Genomic DNA, 20,465 nt, shown 5'->3' with positions numbered 1-20,465 from the left:
ATTACACCACAGGTTCTAGGTTGGCCAAAAACTCGGCGATGTCTTGTGCTAAGACATCGCGCTTATCTGTGCCTAGTCGCTCTAAAATCACGTTCCCTGTTAAGTTACAGATTGAGACAACATCCAATTCCGCATCCGTAGCGCCGATAAACACGGTTGGCTTTAACTTCAAACGGCGCTGAGTCACCAGATGGCCTAGAATGTTCTCTTGTAAACGAACAAAGTCATCATCGCTCCATACTTGCAGCAGCGTTAGCTCGTTGCCCTGCCAAGTCGCATCCATATCTGCACTGTATTGAGAGCCATAAAAGGTTTTGATGTCTTCATGCAGTGTTAGCTCAATACCATTTTCTACATTGGTAAAATCTGCAGCTTGCTCTCTTTGGTACGCCTGCCACTCAACTGCATTATCCGTTTTACTCTCGACACAAGGCGACACTAAATCAACCAACTCTTCACTTCTTGGAAGATGGCCATGTGCATCAAGATAAGCCTGACGGTATTTTTTGCTGAATGAGAGCAACGCTTGCAAGGCATGGTCAGCCATTAGATTCTCCAACATGAATATTCGCTTTTAAGTGCGGGATTGCGTAAAATTCTCGACATTCTAATAGAAAATGAACAAAAGTATGAGCAAATATTCTGACGCTAAAGAGCTTACTGGCCTGACGCTCGGTCAAAAGACTGAGTATTCGAACCAATATGATTCAAGTTTGTTGCAACCGGTTCCTCGTAGCCTCAACCGTGATGACTTAAATCTTGGCGATTCATTGCCGTTTCGAGGTTGTGATATTTGGACGCTTTACGAACTCTCTTGGCTCAATGAGAAAGGCTTACCACAAGTGGCGATTGGCGAAGTGTCAATTCCTGCGACTAGCGCTAACCTGATTGAATCTAAGTCATTCAAGTTGTATCTAAACAGCTTCAACCAAACTCGTTTTTCGTCTTGGGATCACGTGGAACAGACTTTAGTACAGGATCTTTCGGCATGCGCAGGTGAAACTGTTTCCGTTACTGTACGTTCAGTGGTGGATTACACCGATTCTGTTGTCGTAACAATGGATGGCGAGTGCATTGATGAGCAAGATATTGAGATCACTAACTATGACTTTGACCGCACGTTGATTCAAGGTGCTGCAATCGGTGAACTTGTCGAAGAGAGCCTACACAGCCACTTATTGAAATCAAACTGTCTAATCACTAACCAACCGGATTGGGGCAGTGTCGAAATTCAATACAAGGGTAAGCAAATAGATCGTGAAGCCCTGCTTCGCTACCTTGTCTCATTTCGCGAGCACAATGAGTTTCATGAACAATGTGTTGAGCGTATTTTCACTGACATTATGGAATTCTGCCAGCCTGAAACGTTGACGGTTTACGCACGTTATACAAGGCGTGGTGGTTTAGATATCAACCCTTATCGCTCTAACGTAAACAGCCAACCTAGTCACAATCAACGTATGGCTCGACAATAGGACGTCAACACTAATGATAAAAGTACGCTGGGAACGCTTTATTAGCGCATTGTTACTCCTTCTCTCTGCGCCACTATGGGCGAATACCTTGTATTCATCGGCAGTTTTGAGTGAAGCCAATGGTTTAGTTGATATTGTCCCTAAACAAGCTAAGCAGCTTGCGACGGATTATTTAACCCAGCGTACCTTAACTAACAAAACCGAAAAAAGCCCCTCAGCAATTTCTCGCGATGAAGCCGATAGTCGAACCCGTACTCCTGGGGGGACAATCGATGCCTTACGTATTCTCGCTCGGGCCGAGTTTAACTTAGGAAACCAACTTGAAGCTCTCAGTTTGCTGAAACAGGCCAAATCGTTAGCGGAGTCTTATAAGCTTCCTTTCTTGTTGCTTGATCTGAGACTGGTCGAAGTCAGGTTTTCTTGGCTGATAGATGGTGATGCTGAAACTGCAAAGCAGAACATGGCTGAAATTGAAGAAAAATTCAGCCACATCGACAATCCTCAGCAACTCGCTCGCGGTCTCAAATACCGCATGAAGATGCTTAAAGCCGAAATTGCCTCCGCGCAAGGGAGTACCGATCTTGCCGACCAGCTATACCTCGAAGTAAAACCCTATGTAGACAGCTCAAAGTCAATTCCCACTGTGATTGAGTATCACACTACGGTCGGTAAGCACTTGTTAGCGAATAAACAATATAATCGTGCCCTATCAGAATTGTTGATTAGCTACTGGACTGCGATTGAAACCGACTCTGCTCGCCAGCTTGCTGAGGTCAACCGCATTCTTGGTCAGCTTTTCTATGATCGTCGCGTGTTAGACAAGGCCAATGATCACTTTTCTCAAGCCGCAGACTTTTACGACAACTACGAAAACTCACCAGCCTTGGCGCCACTGCTTAAACGTATGGGTGATATCTATTACTACCAAGGCAAGTACAACCTCGCATTAGTCCACTATTTCAATGCGATGGATCATGAGCGATTGCAGAACAATATTGAAAGCGTGATTGATATTCGTATCTCTTTGGCGGCAACCTATTTGCATTTGGTTAACTTTACGTTGGCTGAACAATATCTAGAACGGGCGCAAGAGTTACTTGAGTATGCCGATATCCCTAAACTCAAAGCTTACGCACTCCTACTTGACGCCGGGCTCGCTCGCCATAAGAAAGAGCCACAAAAAGTCCTAGATAGAGCCAACAAGGCACTTGATATCGCAAAAGACTTACAAGATATCAGTATGCAAAAATCCGCCTATCAAATGCTCTACCTAGGCTATGAACTCAATGGTCAATATCAGCAAGCATTAGACTACCTTAAGCACTACAATTCGTTAGCCACAATCGAACAACAAGAACTCGATTTGATCAGTGAAGATGCCTTCCGCCAGCAAAAAGAATTCGTTGAACAGACCTTGCACTTAAGTGGACAAAAACAAGAGCTAGAAGAAACACGTAACGAGTACCGCAAGTTCCAAAAGATCACATTTACCCTGTTTGTCCTTTGCGCACTGCTATTTGTTTTTATTCTCCGCCGCGGACATGTCATCAATGTGCAAAAAGAGGAGCTTGATGACCTCAATGAAGATCTCTACACCCACTCACGCTCGGGCCTTAAAAACCTGCGTATGCTTAACGCCAAGCTACCCGCTTCTTTAGAAGAGAGCAGCCATAAATTTGAGAAATGGCACGTCGGAGAACTGATCCACGAACCGCTCAATGATCGCCTGCGCTTTGTAATGATTGACGTTCCGTTTTTACGCAACATGTATCTACAGCACGGTTACCAAGAAGGCCTGAAACTTGAGCGCGCTTTTGGAGACTACTTAAAACAGCGCGTTGAACATCCTGCACGGATATATCACTTTTCTGATGCAAACTTGCTTTATATAGAGCCAAATAGTGAGCGCAATACCAACCCAGAACAACTATTTGAAAAGATTCAACAGTGGATCCTTGAATTTGAACCAGACCGACTGCTCAATCGCATCATCCGTATTGGTATGGCGGATTATCCTTTCCTCCCAAGAGCGTATACTGCAGTTAATGATAAGGAACTAGTTGATGTACTACTAATGTCAACCAGTACTGCTAGAACATTAAGTATGAAAGAACACTCGAGTCAGTGGGTCTATTTACGCGCAATTGAGAACGCACCAGCAGCAAGTTTAGCCACAGGCAATATCCGCAAGGCTTGCAAGCACTCTATTAATCAGGGGCTAATAAAAGTTCACTCTTCTTTCAAGAATGAGGACGGCATCAAAAAACTGCTAAAAGATGAATAAAAGCTCATCAATCAAACGTTGTAAGTCGTGACGCGTGCGATTTATTTGATATTATCGACAGATCACTAGATACAAGTAGATTCTATTTTTAAGTTTATTCATGGGCGTTATCGAACAAGATCTTCAGTCACAGCTGCACAACCTGAAATCTCAATTGGAACAAGTTCGATTGACACAAAGGGATACCTCGTTCAAATTTAATAGAGAACAAAAGGTACTTCAGCGTGTGATCGCGTCTTTGAGTAGTGCTTATAAATGTGAAAACCCGCGGCTACAAGCGGGACTAACAGAACTAATACAAGCTATCGAGCAGCAGCAAGACGTCAGCTCCTTAATACCAAAACTTGCGGTATTGGAACGTTTGCTAAAACAACAAGGCTTGGCTATGGAACAACAAACTGAACATTTAGACAGCCAAATAAAGCATAGTGGCGAAACGCTGCTGCGCCTGACTGGTCTGCCCGCTAAAATCAAGCGCGACCTGCGCGATTTACTCAGTTATTCCAATGGCCTTAAGCACCCGAGATCAGAGCAAGCACTTAGGCTGCTTAGTCTCTATGAACGCTCAGTCAAAATTATTACCACCAACCCTGACTACAGTGTCAATCAAATTGCAGCCAGTTCAGATCGTGAACTGCTACTTCGCCTTTGTGAAGAACTACAGCACCTAATTACTGAACTGGATTTTGAAGGTGAGTCTGGAGAATTGCTCACAGATATTCGCGCTAAGCTACTGATTGGTGTAAACAGTCATGTTCTTTTGGAACTGACATTACAAACACTCAAACTGGTCATCGAAGGGACGCATTATGAACGAAAAACCTCAGAACAGTTTCTGGAACAAGTTAACGCTTCTCTCTCCTCTTCGTTAAAGAGTTCACTACAGAACTCTCAGCAATCTCAAAGCTATTTTGCTCACCGACAGGAAATGAACGACGAGTTATCCGAGCTAGTGGCAGATACTCAGGCAAAAGTTGCAGGTGCCGAAAGCTTAGATTCACTGAAACAGCAAGTGAACCCTTTATTGGCTCAACTCAGCTCGCTATCAGAGCGCTTAAAACATGCCGAGCAACGTGAGCAAGCCCTACTTGAGCGAATGGATTACGGTAAGAACCAACTAGAAGCCCTATTTGAAGTCACTCAGGACTATCGTCGACGCCTAGAGGATCAAGCTCAGCGCATGCTGCTTGATCCATTGACTAAAGTATACAACCGCGCGGCATTTGGCGATCGCCTTGAGCTTGAATACCGCCGTTGGATTCGCGCCCAGCATCCCCTTCGCGTCGTTATACTAGATGTCGATGGTTTTAAAGCGATCAACGACAGCTTTGGTTATGCTGCCGGAGATAAAGCACTCAAGATAATCGCTCGTACCATCAAAAAAGAAGTTCGTGATACCGATACTATTGCTCGTTTCTCTGGTGAAGAATTCGTTCTGTTGCTTCCCGAACTATCTGATAGCAATGCATTCAATATGATTCAAGCAATTCAGAACCAAGTCTCTAAACTGCCATTTAAGTTCCGCGATCGTAACTTGACCATCACCCTGTCGGCTGCAAGTACAGCCTTTAAAGATTCAGACACTCCAGAAGAAATCTTAGAGCGCCTTAACCTTTGCCTCAACGAAGCTAAAACACTCGGCAAGAACCAACTCGTTTGGCGCTAAGTCGTTACCCTTTCTTGCTAATAATTGTTTTAGTAATGTGATTGATCTATAGATATCAACTAGTTAGGTTTATTATCTGTAAAAAGCTGCTAAGCTTAATAAGCGTTTGCTTGATTTCCCCAATATCATCCAACGCATGCAGACAATAACAATAATGATACCTCACTCAACTTGAGTGCTGTTTCGTCAAGGAGGTCACTATGATCACACACATTAGTCCAGCTGGTAGTATGGATTTGCTTTCTCAACTAGAAGTTGAGCGCCTTAAGAAAACCGCTGCAAGTGATCTTTACCAACTTTACCGCAACTGTACCCTCGCGGTGCTCAACTCTGGTAGCCACACTGACAACTCCAAAGAGTTACTGGATAGATACAAATCTTTTGATGTGAATGTCGTACGCCGTGAGCGTGGGATTAAGCTAGAACTCACCAACGCACCGGAGCATGCTTTTGTTGATGGTGAGATAATCAAAGGCATTCAAGAACACTTATTCTCTGTCTTGCGCGACATTGTCTACGTCAATATGCATCTTGCCGATAACCAGCGCTTGAACCTAACCAATGCGAGCCACATTACTAACCTAGTGTTTGGTATTCTGCGCAATGCCGGTACGTTGACCCCGGGCATTGAGCCAAACCTGGTGATCTGTTGGGGTGGGCACTCAATCAATGGCACAGAATATCAATACACCCGCGAAGTGGGCCACGAACTAGGCTTACGCGAGCTAAACATATGTACCGGTTGTGGGCCCGGCGCGATGGAAGGACCAATGAAAGGGGCTGCGATTGGACATGCAAAGCAACGTTACTATGAACAGCGCTATTTAGGCCTCACTGAACCATCAATTATTGCCGCCGAGCCACCAAACCCGATAGTCAACGAACTGGTGATCATGCCAGATATCGAGAAACGTCTAGAAGCGTTCGTTCGAATGGCTCACGGCATTGTCATTTTCCCTGGCGGCGCAGGAACGGCAGAAGAACTACTCTATATCTTGGGTATTATGATGCACCCTGACAATGCAGAACAACCACTACCAATCGTCTTGACTGGCCCGAAAGAGAGTGAAGAGTACTTCCGCTCTATTGACCGCTTTATAGGTGATACATTGGGTGAAGATGCGCAGAAGCACTATCAAATCGTGGTTGATGACCCAGCCAAAGTAGCACAAATCATGAAGCAAAGTATGACGGATGTCCGTCAATACCGTAAAGATACGGGCGATGCATATAGCTTCAACTGGTCGCTAAAGATTGAACCGGAATTCCAACTGCCATTCGACCCGACCCACGACAATATGGCGAGCTTAGACTTGCATTTAAATCAGCGTCCAGAAAACCTGGCTGCCGCACTACGTCAGGCGTTCTCAGGCATCGTGGCAGGCAACGTTAAAGCAGAAGGTATCCGCGAAATCGAACGTCATGGACCGTTTACCTTGGATGGTGATGCGAACCTGATGAAAAAAATGGATAAACTGCTGAAAGACTTTGTCGAACAAGATCGTATGAAATTACCCGGTGGTAGCGCCTACGAACCTTGCTATCAGATTAAGACCAATGGTTAGTCGCTGGTAATCTCAACCTCAATCTATACAATAAGGGCTTCAAGCCCTTATTTTTTTGATTTGTATGTCTATTCATCTTGTTATTATCGACGCCCTTAATCTGATCCGACGCGTTCATTCAGCACAGCCAGATCCCACTGATATAGCAAGAACCATTAATACCACAATGCGAACGATCAATCGCATCTTATCTGAATCACAGCCTACTCATATCATTGCCGTATTTGATCATCACCAGCAAGAGCGCGGCTGGCGAGCAGAAATCCTGCCAGAGTACAAACAGAGCCGAAAACCTATGCCAGAGCCTCTGCTAGAAGGTTTAGACGCGATTCAAGATGCGTGGTGGAAGCTTGGCATTGATTCTCTCCTTTCCGATGGAGATGAAGCCGATGATTTGGTCGCGACACTGGCAACTAAGGTTGCCAATCATGGTGAAAAAGTCACCATTGTCTCCACAGATAAAGGCTACTGCCAGCTCCTTTCCCCGACTCTGCAGATCCGAGACTACTTTCAACATCGTTGGCTAGATGAACCTTTTATCGAAGCAGAATTTGGCGTTAAACCGAATCAGCTTGCAGACTACTGGGGCTTAACTGGAATCAGCTCAAGCCAAGTTCCTGGAGTTCCGGGGATTGGACCAAAAGCAGCCAAAGCAATTCTGACTCAATTTAGCGATATTGAACAAGCCTTTGCCAGCGACGAACTCCCAGAGAAATATCGAAAAAAACTCGATGAACACATTGAGTCAGCACGTAAGTGTAAAACCATTGCCGCACTTAAAACTGATATGCAACTTGGCTTTAATCTGCAAGATATCCGTTTCAGTGGTGCAAATGAGCACACTGAGTAAGAGATTGAATATAAGCAAGTTATTGATTAGAAATACAATGTTAATTTAATCTGTTGTGAAATCCGTTACTTTCACACGCTTAATATTTATCTACTCAATACCAGACTGGGTATTGATTAACATTTAATCACCATCACAGTAACTCAAGACCAATCAACTATTTTTCATAGCTCCAATAACAAGGAGCATAATAATGAAGAATACAATTTTACTCACACTTGCTGTTATCTTTTCACTGCCAACATTTGCACAAACAACCTGCGGTAAGCACTTAGATGTTGGTTTACCGTCTTATCAATCTGATCAGGTACTGTGTCGAGATGGTTATGCGGTTGGCTACAACTACCAAACCAAAAACGCCGATTGGGTTGCTTACCACGTTACCGCAGAAAGCGTAAACGCGAGCTTCAAACGCAGTAATAGTTTTAAAGAAGACAATGAGCTACCTGATTATGCTCGCTCCAAGCTGGCAGATTACAGCGGTTCAGGATACGACCGCGGACATCTCGCACCATCCGCCACCATGGATTTTAGCCAAGACTCGATGAAACAAAGCTTTCTGATGAGCAATATGTCTCCTCAACTTCCGGGCTTTAACCGAGTAGGCTGGCGCATACTGGAAGAGCATGTGCGCGATCTTGCCAATGAGTACAATGAACTTTATGTTGTCACTGGCCCTATCTATCAGGGGAATGAAAGCACTATCGGTAACAATGTCATCATACCGAGCGCTTTTTATAAAGTTGTGTTAGATCCAGCTTTCAACGAAGCCATTGCTTTCATCGTTCCGCATAGAGACGTTTCAAGCAGTGAACTCGCAAACTTTGTCACTACAATCGACGCAGTTGAACAGCAAACTGGTTTAGACTTTTTCTCTCTCATCGCTGACAGCACTGAGGAGACGATGGAAGCGCAGCTTTGGCAGATGTGGCCGACCTCTAACTAAACAAAAACGCTCCCATGAGTGGGAGCGTTTTTCAATCTTAGCGCGGGGAAATATTAGATAGACACTGAACATGAACCGTAATCTCTTCACGGTCATGGTAGAGATGTTTCGCTTGCAACTTAAACTTCACACCATTTTCAATTAGGAAGAATTTTAAGTTCTCGATATCTTCTAGTACTTCATCATAACGACCTTTCATTGGCAATTTAAGGTTAAAGATCGCCTCTTTCGCCCAACCGCTAATAATCCACTCACCCATTAACTGCGCAACACGTGATGGTTTCTCAATCATGTCACATACCAGCCAAGTCACGTTCTTACGCGCAGGCTCAAACTTAAAACCATCTTCTTGGTGATGCTTAACCTGACCCGTTTCCATTAGGCTATCCGCCATCATGCCGTTATCGACAGAATGAACGAACATTGAGCGCTTAACCAGTTGGTAAGTCCACCCCCCAGGGCATGCGCCCAGATCGACACCCCACATACCTGCAGCAAGACGCTCATCCCACTCTTCACGAGGAATAAATACATGAAACGCTTCTTCAAGTTTCAAGGTTGAACGGCTTGGAGCATCTGCCGGGAACTTAAGGCGTGGAATCCCCATAAAAAACTGTGAGTTATTGCTAGGTAAAGAATAACCGATGAAGCAATGCGTCGGAGCGACAAAGCAAATGTGTAGCACAGGCTTTTTAGGGCTGTCTTTCGGGAACAGAATCTCTTTGCCACGTAGAGCTTGTCGCATTGGCACAGTGAACTTACGACAGAACTTGAGTAGCTCTTTCGCTTCGTTGGTATCAGGCGTTTCGACGCGAATATCGCCACAACGAGGCATTGTTTCTACGAAGCTTAAATCATGCAAAATCGGCGAGATACGATCTTCACGTGGCAGTTCTTGAATTTCAACAGCAACAGCAAAGATCTGGCGAGCAAAAATCAGTGATTTAAAATCAAGCTCTTTGACAAGCTTTTGTGCATCGCCATCTTGATAGCATTCAAACAACACGTAACCTGTGTTCTTCTTGAGACGCGGGAAACCAAATACTTCTAACTGAGTCGCACGATCCTGAATTTCTCCGGCACACTCTTTTTCAAAGCCGCTGCGGCAGTAGAGCATTAATTGTTTCACTGATTCACCTCTTTAACCTGTAGTGCTGCGTAAACGAACAATCCCCAACCAAGCATAAACGTTCCACCACCTAATGGAGTGATAGGACCAAACCATTTAATGCCTGTTAATGCCAGCAAATAGAGACTGCCGCTAAAACAAAGGATGCCGATGATAAAGCAAACGGCGGCAAGGGAGAAATATTTTTGTGACTTAAGTGGCAATTTTTGGCTAAGCAAGGTGCCGCAAAGCAAAATAGCGATGCCATGTATAAACTGATACTGCACGCCTGTTGAAAATACCTCAATCAGATATGGTGACAGAATCTTCTTTAGACCATGGGCTGCAAATGCGCCTAAGCCGACCCCAAGTCCACAAATCACACCGCCTAATGCTAGCCAATGCTTACTGCCCATCGTAAACCTCACGAATAAACTTCGCCAGATGCTCAACAGCTAAGGCAATATTGCTTTCTTCACCATACCCAGAGCGTTTACGTGGTTTAAAGCTATGATCACCATCAGGAATAAATTCCACCTGAACTGCAGAAGAAAATTCAAACTGCTCGAATTCCTCCTTCTTGCCAAAGGTATCACGCTCGCCTTGAACAATCAGACAAGGCTTTTCTAGCTTTACTAAGTGGGCACCTTTGTAGTTTTCCGGTTTACCGGGTGGATGGAATGGAAAACCCAAACAAGCTACTGCTGCAACGTTATCCTCGCCCGCTAGAAGACTCGCCATACGCCCTCCCATGGACTTACCACCGATCACCACCGCACCTGTTTTACAATGCTCTTCGATAACGGTTTGATAAGCTTCCAATAGCTTAGGCGCTCTATCAGGTGGACGCTTCTTGCCATCTTCAGCACGCTTAACCATATAAGGAAAGTTAAAGCGAACAACTTGAATACCTTTTTCGGCCAAGCCTTTTGCCACAGCTTCCATAAAAGTATGATCCATTCCTGCTCCAGCACCGTGAGCAAAGATAAACAGTGGATTGCCTTTGTCACCGTCAATGAGATAATCAGTCATCTAGCAGCTCCTCTTGCTCACTTTGCGCTTTGGCTAACATCCAGTCTCGGAAAGTAGCAATACGCCCCATATCGGCTTGTTTATCATGGCAGACGACATAGAAGGCATTCTTAGATACCAATACCTCATCAAATGGCGCTATCAGGCGCCCTGCCTCAAGTTCTGGCTGAGCGAGTACGTTGTTGCCAAGTGCGACACCCTGACCGTGAGCAGCAGCTTGAAGAACCATAGTTGAGTGGCTGAAGATCGGTCCGTGGTTGACATTAACCCCTTCTATACCGTTTTGCTTTGCAAACTGTTTCCAGTCTTTCCGAGAGGTGTCATGAAGCAGTGTATGCAACTTCAGATCACTTAGAGTTTCTAATGATTTGTTACCTAAAAGTAATGAAGGTGAACAGAGTGGGATCAAAAATTCTTGATACAATTTATCTGCTCGCAAACCCGGCCAGTTACCTCGTCCATAATAGATTGCGACGTCGACATCATCTGTCAACGAACCTTCATCCATATCCACGGCCTTAATTCGCACATCAATATCTGGCTCCTGTTGATTAAAGTCAGCCAAACGTGGTACCAACCATTGAATCGCGAAGCTTGGTGGTAAACTGATGGTTAGCGCTCCTTTTTCACTACGCTCGAGTACTTTATCAGTAGCTTCCGCTAGCGATGTGAAGATATCTTTTATATCAAGAAAGTAACTTTGACCTTCTTCGGTAAGCAGTAGCGATCGGTTTCTTCGCCTGAATAGTTTTAAGCCAAGGAATTCTTCTAGCGCTTTGATCTGATGACTGACAGCAGCCTGAGTCACAAACAACTCTTCGGCTGCACGAGTAAAACTCAGATGTCGAGCCGCGGCTTCGAACACTTTTAGTGAGTTCAAAGGAGGCAATCTTCTGGACATAGTGACCTTCTATGAATTGGATTAGTTTTTTTTATCTGAAACATTATAAAATGTCCATTGCCTGACGACCAGAGAAATTCTATATTTCACTCCGCAACGAGAAGTCAGAACGGCTTGATTTACTTGTTAGATCAATTGGCCTCTTGTTGCGATGTTGTGTTTGCAAACTCGTATTTCGAGTTCGGTAGGTTTCTACCAGTTTTGTTTCTAAGGAAACAAAACATATACTTCCTGTATTTATTTTGACCTGTCTGTCAAATATTTAGCACCGCCTATATGGCGGTGTTTTTTTATGCCCAAAATAAGTCAAGAGCAAAAAAAAAGCGCAAAACGAATAACGATTTGCGCTTTTCCACTCAATGACAGTAATTCGTTACGGTCGGTATACCTTAACGTTATTGAAACCTTGCTCTTGCAAGTACAGTGCCTGCAAACGACTCATTACGCCACGGTCACAGTAAAGCAGATACGTTTTCGCTTGGTCTAAATCACCAAACTGAGTACCCAATTTAAAGAATGGGATATGTTTGACTTCTACACCATCAATCTCAAGTGGGCTGTCATCTTCTTCTTCAGGGCTGCGGATATCTAATACGATAGCGTGCTCTTCTACCGCTTGAACCTGTTCAACTTCTGGTGCAGCTTGCTCTGTTTCTTTAGCGATATCACGAATATCCATCACTCGAGCATCACGCACAACCTGCTCAAGAATGTCAAAGTCGAACTTTTCTTCTTCTACTTCAAGTTTCGCCTTGATCGCTTTCACTGTCGGTTTCTTAGAAATGACACCACAGTATTCAGGCATGGTCTTAGCAAAGTCTTCAGTGCCAATATCGCGCGCTAGGTTGATGATGTCTTCTTTATCCCAGTTAATTAGCGGGCGCAGAATCAACGTATCTGTAACGTTATCGATATGACGCAAGTTGGTTAGGGTTTGACTTGATACCTGACCTAATGCTTCACCAGTGACGAGAGCTTCAATCTTGAACTTCTCCGCCACCATACCCGCAGCACGCATGAACATACGCTTTAAGATAACACCCATTTGGCCATCATCAACCTTCTCGAGAATCTCTGCCACTACAGGTTCAAAGTCAACTGAGATAAAGCGTACTTTTGCTGACGAGCCGTACTTATTCCACAGATAATGAGAAACCTGCTTAACACCAATCTCGTGTGCAGGGCCGCCGAGGTTAAAGAAGCAGTAGTGAACTTTAGAGCCACGCTTGATGTGTAAATAACTAGAGACACCAGAATCAAAACCACCAGAAATCAGGCTTAATACATCTTCTTGCGTGCCCAGCGGGAAACCACCTAAACCTTTGTAACGTCTAAGCACTTGGTTAAGCTTCTCGTTAACGACTTCCACTTTAACCGTCACGTCAGGGTTGCGCAGTTTTACACTCGCACTTTCAATCGCTTGGTTTAAGCCGCCACCTACGTAACGCTCTAGCTCAATAGACGTGAAGTCATGCTTACCACGACGCTTAGCGCGAACCACAAACGTCTTACCTTCGAGGTTAGGACGGTTTAGCTCTAGCACTTGCTCAAAGATATCGTGCAGATCTTTAAACTCTGACTGTTGCACTTCAAGTATGTGGTGAATACCCGGAGTATGAGTCAATACTTCGATTGTCTCTTTGTAAAATTCATCCGTTTCCGCCGTGACTTCAATATGATCACGACGGTTGAAAACAGCGACAGACTCTGTACGACTCTTGATAACGTTACGGATGTTGCACTCAAGAATCTTTGTGAAGCGCTTACGCACCGACTCACTTTTTACAAAAATTTCTGGATGGGGCTTTACGATAAATTTCATAATTCACTTCACAAGTTAACTGTTTCGCTATTTTCACGCTCAATGGCGCTTCGCAGCTATGAGCTGCCTCTAAGGGCGCAAGATTATACATGAAGCAAAGGCCATAAAAAAGACGAGCGTTTGTGCTCGTCTTTTTTGGTCCAGCAAGATTATTGAATAACAGGAACTTCGTCGCTCAGAAGGGCTTCACCTTGCATAATACTGATTTCGACTCGGCGGTTACGTGAACGCTGCGCTTCTGTATCATTAGGTCCGAGTGGCTCTGTATCGGCCATTCCTCGCACACGTAGCCTCTGATGGCTAAATCCACGCACTTTTTCCATTTCTTGCGCCACCGACACCGCTCGCTGCGCAGAGAGATCCCAGTTGGAACGATACAGTTCTGAATCTATACGTTGATTATCTGTATGCCCAGACACTCGAATAATACCGGGAATGTCTTTGACCAGATCGGCAATTTGGCGAACTAGAGGACGAAACTTAGGTTGTAGGAACGCCGACCCTTCTGGGAACGCGCCCTTCTCACGAATTCGGATATCGATTTGCTGACCAAGGTTTTCTACTTCAACCGCTCCCTGCTCAATTTCACGCTCAAGCGCTTTCTTGATACTTTCCATAATGGTCTCTAACTCTTCGGAAAGTTCAGCGGACTGTTGCTGCTGGCTGTCAGATTCAGAGTTTTGGTTATTCTGCGTAGAGGTATCGGGAGACTGCCCGCCAGTGAGTTTACCTTCATCACGCTGCGTCCCTCCTGCTCTGTCTGATTCACCTTCGTGGAATTCAAGAGTCTGCTGAGTAATATCAATGGTTTGCTGCATAATCACATCGATAGGCGTCGGTTCTGGTCGACCCGGTCTAAATTCCTGAGCAATGATACTGGTTCCTTTCGGGATATCTTTCACTTCCAATCGGTTTTGAACACCGAATGCGAACTTCATTGAACCGGCAATCTGTTTAAACTTCAGTACATCCATTTCGGAAAACGAGAGCAATAGCACGAAGAAACACATCAACAGCGACATCAAGTCAGCAAAAGTTCCCATCCATAGCGGAAGGCCAGGTGGCGGACATTTTGGTTCTTCTTCTTCCATATCAGCGACCTTACTCGTTATCTACGTCAAGAGCACGCTTACCTTCATTGAGGTAATTCTTCAGATAACTGTCAATAACACGTGGGTTTTGACCATCTTGAATTGCAAGTACGCCATCCATGATTAAGCGGCGATTGAGTTTTTCTTGCTCACGACGAAGAGAAAGCTTATCGGCGATTGGGAAGAACACCATATTGGAAAGAATCGCACCGTATAGTGTGGTCAAAAGTGCTACCGCCATCGCAGGACCGATCGCTTTCGGATCATCCATGTTAGACAGCATGGCAACCAGACCAACAAGAGTACCGATCATCCCCATCGCGGGTGCTACGTCACCAAAGGCTCTGAATACACTAGAACCAAAATCATGCCTTTCATCGGTTAAGGCAATGTCTTTTTGCAGCGCCGCACGAACCACATCCGCGTCGTGGCCATCCACTAACAAGTCAATACCCTTCTGCATAAAGCTATTGGTGATTTCCATCTCTTCTAGAGCAAGAAAACCGCCTTTGCGCGCTGCATCTGCCATCTCTACCACTTTAGCAATTAAATCTTCTGGCTCGTCGGCTTTGAACATGAAAGCTTTACCGGCGATTTTGGCTGCACCAAAGAACTGCCCCATAGTGAACTTCATCAACACTACGAAGGTAGAGCCACCCACCACGATAAGAATCGACGTGACGTCGATGAACATCATGATGCTTCCGCCCAGTATCATTGCCATAATGACGAAAGCAAAACCGCCAATCAGTCCTACCAGCGTTGCTAAATCCACAGAGCACTCCTCATGCTATCTTTAAGCTTCTAACAAATTATATCGGCAACATCTTAAGATCTTTAGTATTTTATTGGTACTGTACTCACATAAATATAGATGCTGAGTAGCAGATACTTACTAGACTTTAGCCCTATATTGAGTGTGCGCGCAGAATATGACCGTACAAGCTCGATTTTTGTGACAAATTTTCTCGGTTACATTTGACCATCATTATCGGCTAAGGTAAGTTTCGTCCATCTTTATCTAGGTAAAACCATTATGGCGAGTAAGAAACCAGAAAATATGACCTTTGAGGCAACCATCGAAGAGCTCGATGTAATCGTTGAGAATCTTGAAAATGGTGATTTAGCATTAGAAGATGCGCTGAAAAAGTTTGAGCGTGGTATTGCGCTTGCTCGCTCAGGGCAGTCAAAACTTAGTGACGCAGAGCAACGTGTCAACATCTTATTGCAAAATGATGATGAGTCTCCGCTTTCTGAATTTAACGCTCAGCCTGAATAATAGTTATAGAATATGTCTGTCATGTATGAGGCATTAACCTCTCTTCAACAGCGAAACAATGCTCAGCTTAATCGTTGGCTGCTAGCGCTGCCACATCAAAACCAACCTCTGATTGAAGCAATGCGCTATGGGCTACTGCTCGGTGGTAAGCGTGCGCGCCCATTTCTGGCTTACATTACGGGCCAGATGCTGGGTTGCCACCTTGATGATCTTGATACTCCGGCATCCGCTGTGGAATGTATCCATGCTTACTCGCTTATTCACGATGATCTTCCGGCAATGGATGATGATGAGTTGCGCCGTGGAAAACCTACTTGCCACATCAAGTTTGATGAAGCCACTGCCATTTTGACTGGTGACGCGTTGCAAACTTTAGCGTTTACGATTTTGGCAGAAGGTTCATTGCACCCTACCGCTGAGTGCAACCGTATACGAATGGTCAAAGTGCTGGCCGATGCTTCTGGAGCCAACGGCATGTGCCTAGGACAAGCTCTCGATCTCGCCGCAGAGAACAGAGCGGTATCCTTACAAGAGCTAAAAGAGATTCACCGTAACAAGACAGGGGCTTTAATGAAGTCTGCTATTCGTCTTGGCGCACTTGCAGCAGGGCAAAAAGGGCTAGAAGTCATGCCTCAGCTTGATAAGTTCGCCGATGCGATTGGTCTCGCGTTTCAGGTTCAAGACGATATTTTAGATATCATCAGTGATACAGAGACCTTAGGTAAACCTCAGGGTTCTGACCAAGAATTAAACAAAAGCACCTACCCAGCTTTGCTTGGATTAGACGGAGCTATCAACAAAGCTCACACTCTGTTAAATGAAGCCCTTCAAGCTTTGGCTGCAATCCCATACAATACAGAGTTACTTGAAGAGTTCGCCCGATACGTCATCGAGCGCAAAAACTAACACTATAAGCGCGCATTTTTATATGACTCTTGATATTTCGAAATATCCAACACTGGCTTTAGCAGATACACCTGAAGAGCTACGTAGTCTTCCTAAAGAAGTGCTACCAAAACTGTGTGATGAACTACGCACCTACTTATTGAATTCGGTCAGTCAGTCGAGCGGTCACCTCGCCTCTGGTCTTGGCACCGTAGAGCTTACCGTTGCTCTACATTACGTCTACAATACGCCTTTTGACCAATTGGTCTGGGATGTTGGCCACCAAGCATATCCACACAAAATACTGACCGGGCGTCGTGATCAAATGCCAACAATCCGCCAAAAAGAAGGGCTGCACCCGTTTCCTTGGCGCGAAGAGAGTGAGTACGACACCCTTTCTGTAGGCCACTCTTCGACTTCGATTAGTGCGGCTCTTGGTATGGCGATAAGTGCGAGCAAAGAAGAGCAGAACCGTAAAGTGGTCAGCGTCATTGGTGATGGGGCTATCACTGCGGGTATGGCATTTGAAGCCATGAACCATGCAGGTGACGTTCACCCTGATATGCTGGTCATTCTTAACGACAACGAAATGTCAATTTCAGAGAACGTCGGTGCGCTTAACAACCATCTTGCTCAAGTCCTATCGGGGAGCCTATACACATCGATCCGCGAAGGTGGCAAAAAGGTGCTCTCAGGCGTACCTCCAATTAAAGAGCTAGTACGTCGCACTGAAGAACACCTGAAAGGCATGGTCGTTCCAGGGACTTTGTTTGAAGAACTCGGTTTTAACTATATTGGACCAGTAGATGGCCATGATGTTAACGAGCTAGTCAAAACGCTTAAAAATATGCGTGAACTTAAAGGCCCACAATTTTTACATATCATGACCAAAAAAGGTAAAGGCTATGAACCAGCGGAAAAAGATCCGATTGGTTATCATGGCGTACCGAAATTTGATCCAAGCCATAACTCACTGCCGAAGAGCAATGGTACAAAGCCAAGTTACTCGAAAATTTTTGGTGATTTTCTATGTGATATGGCGGCGCAAGATCCAAAGCTAATGGCGATTACTCCTGCCATGCGTGAAGGCTCTGGCATGGTTCGCTTTTCTAAGGAGTTTCCTCAGCAGTACTTTGACGTCGCAATCGCAGAGCAACACGCCGTCACACTTGCAACAGGTATGGCAATTGCTGGCGACCACCCTATTGTGGCAATTTACTCAACCTTCTTGCAGCGCGGTTACGATCAGTTAATTCACGATGTCGCTATCATGGATCTACCTGTGATGTTCGCCATTGACCGAGCCGGTCTTGTTGGAGCAGATGGTCAAACTCACCAAGGCGCGTTTGATCTCAGCTTTATGCGCTGTATTCCAAACATGGTCATTATGGCCCCTAGTGATGAAAATGAGTGCCGTCAGATGCTCTACACAGGTCACAAACATACCGGACCATCTGCAGTACGTTACCCACGCGGGACCGGAACAGGAGCAGAAATCGAACAGGCATTCACGGCGCTAGAAATCGGTAAAGGACGCATAGTCCGCCAAGGCGAAAAAGTAGCCATCCTCAACTTTGGTACTTTTTTAAGTAGTGCCCAACAAGCAGCAGAAACACTCAATGCGACAGTCGCAGATATGCGTTTTGTTAAGCCCCTCGATGAAGCACTCATTAAGCAACTCGCTGTTGAGCACGACGTATTGGTAACGCTAGAAGAGAATGCAATTGCTGGCGGGGCCGGTGCGGGTGTGATCGAGTTTATGATGCAAGAGAAAATAATCAAACCCGTTCTCAATCTTGGCTTGCCTGATAAGTTCATCGCTCAAGGTACTCAAGAAGAGTTGCACCAAGAGCTTGGTCTTGACGCTGCGGGCATCGAGCAATCTATTCGCGAATATCTTACTCGATAAGTTTGTCATTAATCTGTTACTGATAAAGCCCTCTTCGGAGGGCTTTTTGTTTTCTCGTTCAATTAGTTATCGATATCACAAAACTTAATCACATGACAAATAAATACAAACACGAGACATACGCACCAATAAGAAACTTGTTACACTGCGCTTGGCAAATCAATCCGTACACTTGCCGGTTTGGAACCATTATTTTTTAAGGAAAGAGTTATGAAAAAACTTGTTATCGCAGCGGCAATTGCTCTTTTGGCATCTGGCTGTGCCCAGCAAACATTTGTTGTAGCACCAGCAGAAACCAACGAAGCTACTGAACTCACATCGCATCATTTCTTTGTTAGCGGTATTGGACAAAGCAAGCAAATTGACGCCGCTCAAGTATGTGGTTCAGTGGATAAAGTAGCAAAAGTAGAAACGCAGCAAACTTTCAAAGACATCGTATTTAGCACGATTACTTTTGGTATTTACACTCCTCGCGAAGCTCGTGTTTACTGTAAGTAATTCCGCTTCTAACCGTCACTTTGTCTCGAAGTGACGGTTTCTGTTTCCTAATTGGGTATATCCCAGTCAAACTCAGCACATAGCTTGTGCCAAGTCTCGTCCACTCCCGCTGTAATCACTAACGCCTGCCCTGTAAACGGGTGCACAAACTTCAAGCTAGAGGCATGCAACAGTAAGCGATGTGAATCATAAACCTCGCGGAATAGCTTGTTGTGCTTACCATCGCCATGTGTAGTGTCACCCACTATAGGGTGCCTTAGATGCGCCATATGACGTCTAAGTTGATGTTTACGTCCAGTCAGTGGTTTCATCTCTACCATACAATAACGTGTAGTGGGGAATTTACCTGTCGAGTAAGCAATCTCTGTTTTTGCTAATGGAGAGTAATCCGTTATCGCTTCTTGAGCTTCTTTGTTTTGGCTTGCATGTTTGTCGGCAATTTTGTCGAGCTCGACTTTGAGTGGATAATCCAAACGTCCTTGTTCTTCAACCCAGCCGCGCACTATCGCATGGTAGGTTTTTTCCATCTCATGATTAGCAAACATCGGCATCACCTGAGAGGCCACTTCACTCGACAAGGCAAAAATCAGTACACCCGATGTAGGGCGATCAAGTCGATGAAGTGGAAAAACATGCTGACCAATTTGATCACGCAAAGTTTGCATCACAAACTGGGTTTCGTGTTTATCTAACCAACTACGGTGAACCAACATACCTGCAGGCTTGTTCACTGCGACAAAGTATTCATCTTGAAACACAATCTCAAGCATTAGCGGCACTCCTTATCAATTTGCTGCAAGATAGTAATAATTGGCATCAAATCGGGCTGATCTTTCCAACACTCCTCAAAATAAGGCGACAGCGAAAACCCGTAAGGAATTGGTTGTAATTGCTCTAGCATTGCACGTAGTTTTACGATGAAGATCCACTGCAACCACTCTTCGGGGGTTAAAGCATCGAGCGCAAACGGCTGCTGACTTTGAAGTGCTTTCTCAGTTGGTGATTCGGTTTGCCACCTATCAAGCTGCTTCATTGACTGCTCTAATTGATCAATCAACGCCGCTAATTGTTTCTCTTTTGTCATTTATCTTTGTTACTGACCTTGAAAATTACCCTAAGAGTACCATTTATATAGGAAAGAAAGTTAGGACAAA

At 44.9% G+C, this 20,465-nt stretch carries 20 protein-coding genes; 10 read left to right on the top strand and 10 right to left on the bottom strand.

All coding sequences use genetic code 11. The annotated features are described in order from the left end of the window. Position 1: 1 nt before the first annotated feature. Positions 2–547 carry a SecY-interacting protein gene (gene syd / locus ZX61_RS21525; protein WP_049846632.1) on the bottom strand — a complete coding sequence of 182 codons (546 nt, stop codon included), beginning with the start codon at positions 545–547 and terminating at the stop codon, positions 2–4. A gap of 82 nt (positions 548–629) precedes the next feature. Between syd and queF the strand changes: the two genes are divergently transcribed. The 6 genes from queF to ZX61_RS21495 all read left to right on the top strand — a co-directional run bounded on the left by queF (position 630) and on the right by ZX61_RS21495 (position 8,786). Next, the gene (gene queF / locus ZX61_RS21520) at positions 630–1,475 is read left to right on the top strand and encodes an NADPH-dependent 7-cyano-7-deazaguanine reductase QueF (protein WP_049846631.1); all 846 of its coding nucleotides are present in this window, start codon (positions 630–632) and stop codon (positions 1,473–1,475) included. 13 nt (positions 1,476–1,488) lie between these two features. Continuing rightward, positions 1,489–3,759: a tetratricopeptide repeat protein gene (locus ZX61_RS21515; protein WP_049846630.1), complete on the top strand. Its 2,271-nt coding sequence runs from the start codon at positions 1,489–1,491 to the stop codon at positions 3,757–3,759. Positions 3,760–3,859: 100 nt separating this feature from the next. Beyond that, positions 3,860–5,425 (top strand): GGDEF domain-containing protein, encoded by a 1,566-nt coding sequence (locus tag ZX61_RS21510; RefSeq protein WP_049846629.1) that lies wholly within the window; start codon positions 3,860–3,862, stop codon positions 5,423–5,425. A gap of 200 nt (positions 5,426–5,625) precedes the next feature. Beyond that, positions 5,626–6,990 (top strand): nucleotide 5'-monophosphate nucleosidase PpnN, encoded by a 1,365-nt coding sequence (gene ppnN / locus ZX61_RS21505; protein ID WP_049846628.1) that lies wholly within the window; start codon positions 5,626–5,628, stop codon positions 6,988–6,990. Positions 6,991–7,054: 64 nt separating this feature from the next. Then, complete coding sequence (gene xni, locus ZX61_RS21500; protein WP_049846627.1) at positions 7,055–7,840, top strand: flap endonuclease Xni; 786 nt, start codon at positions 7,055–7,057, stop codon at positions 7,838–7,840. 193 nt (positions 7,841–8,033) lie between these two features. Next, a complete protein-coding gene (locus ZX61_RS21495) occupies positions 8,034–8,786 on the top strand; it encodes a DNA/RNA non-specific endonuclease (RefSeq protein WP_049846626.1) in 753 nt (250 codons plus the stop codon). Positions 8,787–8,823: 37 nt separating this feature from the next. Here ZX61_RS21495 and rlmM read toward each other — a convergent pair whose 3' ends face one another. From rlmM to pomA, 7 genes are all read right to left on the bottom strand, one after another. Beyond that, positions 8,824–9,915: a 23S rRNA (cytidine(2498)-2'-O)-methyltransferase RlmM gene (gene rlmM, locus ZX61_RS21490; protein WP_049846625.1), complete on the bottom strand. Its 1,092-nt coding sequence runs from the start codon at positions 9,913–9,915 to the stop codon at positions 8,824–8,826. After that, entirely contained in the window at positions 9,912–10,310 is a 399-nt protein-coding gene (locus ZX61_RS21485; RefSeq protein WP_049846624.1) for a DUF423 domain-containing protein, read from the bottom strand. The genes rlmM and ZX61_RS21485 overlap by 4 nt, the downstream gene beginning before the upstream one ends. Beyond that, positions 10,300–10,926, bottom strand: a complete 627-nt coding sequence (locus ZX61_RS21480; protein WP_049846623.1) for an alpha/beta fold hydrolase — start codon at positions 10,924–10,926, stop codon at positions 10,300–10,302. The genes ZX61_RS21485 and ZX61_RS21480 overlap by 11 nt, the downstream gene beginning before the upstream one ends. Then, positions 10,919–11,827: a transcriptional regulator GcvA gene (locus ZX61_RS21475; protein WP_049846622.1), complete on the bottom strand. Its 909-nt coding sequence runs from the start codon at positions 11,825–11,827 to the stop codon at positions 10,919–10,921. Before ZX61_RS21475 ends, ZX61_RS21480 begins: the two co-directional genes overlap by 8 nt. A 373-nt stretch (positions 11,828–12,200) precedes the next feature. After that, on the bottom strand, positions 12,201–13,649 hold the full coding sequence (gene thiI, locus ZX61_RS21470) for a tRNA uracil 4-sulfurtransferase ThiI (RefSeq protein ID WP_049846621.1): 1,449 nt from the start codon (positions 13,647–13,649) through the stop codon (positions 12,201–12,203). Positions 13,650–13,798: 149 nt separating this feature from the next. Next, positions 13,799–14,740 (bottom strand): flagellar motor protein MotB, encoded by a 942-nt coding sequence (locus tag ZX61_RS21465; protein WP_049846620.1) that lies wholly within the window; start codon positions 14,738–14,740, stop codon positions 13,799–13,801. 10 nt (positions 14,741–14,750) lie between these two features. Further along, entirely contained in the window at positions 14,751–15,515 is a 765-nt protein-coding gene (gene pomA / locus ZX61_RS21460; protein WP_004744530.1) for a flagellar motor protein PomA, read from the bottom strand. Between the two features lie 261 nt (positions 15,516–15,776). Between pomA and xseB the strand changes: the two genes are divergently transcribed. The 4 genes from xseB to ZX61_RS21440 all read left to right on the top strand — a co-directional run bounded on the left by xseB (position 15,777) and on the right by ZX61_RS21440 (position 19,311). Then, complete coding sequence (xseB, locus tag ZX61_RS21455) at positions 15,777–16,019, top strand: exodeoxyribonuclease VII small subunit (RefSeq protein WP_049846619.1); 243 nt, start codon at positions 15,777–15,779, stop codon at positions 16,017–16,019. Positions 16,020–16,040: 21 nt separating this feature from the next. Beyond that, positions 16,041–16,925: a (2E,6E)-farnesyl diphosphate synthase gene (ispA, locus tag ZX61_RS21450; RefSeq protein ID WP_049846618.1), complete on the top strand. Its 885-nt coding sequence runs from the start codon at positions 16,041–16,043 to the stop codon at positions 16,923–16,925. 22 nt (positions 16,926–16,947) lie between these two features. Continuing rightward, positions 16,948–18,813, top strand: coding sequence for a 1-deoxy-D-xylulose-5-phosphate synthase (gene dxs / locus ZX61_RS21445; RefSeq protein WP_049846617.1), 1,866 nt, complete (start codon positions 16,948–16,950; stop codon positions 18,811–18,813). 210 nt (positions 18,814–19,023) lie between these two features. After that, positions 19,024–19,311, top strand: coding sequence for a Bor family protein (locus ZX61_RS21440; protein ID WP_049846616.1), 288 nt, complete (start codon positions 19,024–19,026; stop codon positions 19,309–19,311). A gap of 47 nt (positions 19,312–19,358) precedes the next feature. Here ZX61_RS21440 and truC read toward each other — a convergent pair whose 3' ends face one another. Continuing rightward, the gene (gene truC / locus ZX61_RS21435) at positions 19,359–20,081 is read right to left on the bottom strand and encodes a tRNA pseudouridine(65) synthase TruC (protein WP_049846615.1); all 723 of its coding nucleotides are present in this window, start codon (positions 20,079–20,081) and stop codon (positions 19,359–19,361) included. Further along, positions 20,081–20,395, bottom strand: a complete 315-nt coding sequence (locus ZX61_RS21430; RefSeq protein WP_049846614.1) for a YqcC family protein — start codon at positions 20,393–20,395, stop codon at positions 20,081–20,083. The genes truC and ZX61_RS21430 overlap by 1 nt, the downstream gene beginning before the upstream one ends. Between the last annotated feature and the right edge of the window lie 70 nt (positions 20,396–20,465).

The sequence above is a fragment of the Vibrio sp. VPAP30 genome (assembly GCF_001188205.1).
In the GTDB taxonomy this organism is placed as follows: domain Bacteria; phylum Pseudomonadota; class Gammaproteobacteria; order Enterobacterales; family Vibrionaceae; genus Vibrio; species Vibrio bivalvicida.
This window is presented reverse-complemented; position numbering and strand designations above follow the sequence as displayed.

What these genes read in the sequence shown, in the direction of transcription:
- ZX61_RS21515 (WP_049846630.1), top strand. Translation starts at nt 1,489, where the DNA reads ATGATAAAAGTACGCTGGGAACGCTTTATTAGCGCATTGTTACTCCTT.
- ppnN (WP_049846628.1), top strand. Translation starts at nt 5,626, where the DNA reads ATGATCACACACATTAGTCCAGCTGGTAGTATGGATTTGCTTTCTCAA.
- truC (WP_049846615.1), bottom strand. Translation starts at nt 20,081, where the DNA reads ATGCTTGAGATTGTGTTTCAAGATGAATACTTTGTCGCAGTGAACAAG.
- ZX61_RS21485 (WP_049846624.1), bottom strand. Translation starts at nt 10,310, where the DNA reads ATGGGCAGTAAGCATTGGCTAGCATTAGGCGGTGTGATTTGTGGACTT.
- ZX61_RS21480 (WP_049846623.1), bottom strand. Translation starts at nt 10,926, where the DNA reads ATGACTGATTATCTCATTGACGGTGACAAAGGCAATCCACTGTTTATC.
- xni (WP_049846627.1), top strand. Translation starts at nt 7,055, where the DNA reads ATGTCTATTCATCTTGTTATTATCGACGCCCTTAATCTGATCCGACGC.
- dxs (WP_049846617.1), top strand. Translation starts at nt 16,948, where the DNA reads ATGACTCTTGATATTTCGAAATATCCAACACTGGCTTTAGCAGATACA.
- xseB (WP_049846619.1), top strand. Translation starts at nt 15,777, where the DNA reads ATGGCGAGTAAGAAACCAGAAAATATGACCTTTGAGGCAACCATCGAA.
- ZX61_RS21465 (WP_049846620.1), bottom strand. Translation starts at nt 14,740, where the DNA reads ATGGAAGAAGAAGAACCAAAATGTCCGCCACCTGGCCTTCCGCTATGG.
- ZX61_RS21510 (WP_049846629.1), top strand. Translation starts at nt 3,860, where the DNA reads ATGGGCGTTATCGAACAAGATCTTCAGTCACAGCTGCACAACCTGAAA.
- ZX61_RS21495 (WP_049846626.1), top strand. Translation starts at nt 8,034, where the DNA reads ATGAAGAATACAATTTTACTCACACTTGCTGTTATCTTTTCACTGCCA.
- thiI (WP_049846621.1), bottom strand. Translation starts at nt 13,649, where the DNA reads ATGAAATTTATCGTAAAGCCCCATCCAGAAATTTTTGTAAAAAGTGAG.
- queF (WP_049846631.1), top strand. Translation starts at nt 630, where the DNA reads ATGAGCAAATATTCTGACGCTAAAGAGCTTACTGGCCTGACGCTCGGT.
- ZX61_RS21475 (WP_049846622.1), bottom strand. Translation starts at nt 11,827, where the DNA reads ATGTCCAGAAGATTGCCTCCTTTGAACTCACTAAAAGTGTTCGAAGCC.
- ZX61_RS21430 (WP_049846614.1), bottom strand. Translation starts at nt 20,395, where the DNA reads ATGACAAAAGAGAAACAATTAGCGGCGTTGATTGATCAATTAGAGCAG.
- syd (WP_049846632.1), bottom strand. Translation starts at nt 547, where the DNA reads ATGGCTGACCATGCCTTGCAAGCGTTGCTCTCATTCAGCAAAAAATAC.
- ZX61_RS21440 (WP_049846616.1), top strand. Translation starts at nt 19,024, where the DNA reads ATGAAAAAACTTGTTATCGCAGCGGCAATTGCTCTTTTGGCATCTGGC.
- ispA (WP_049846618.1), top strand. Translation starts at nt 16,041, where the DNA reads ATGTATGAGGCATTAACCTCTCTTCAACAGCGAAACAATGCTCAGCTT.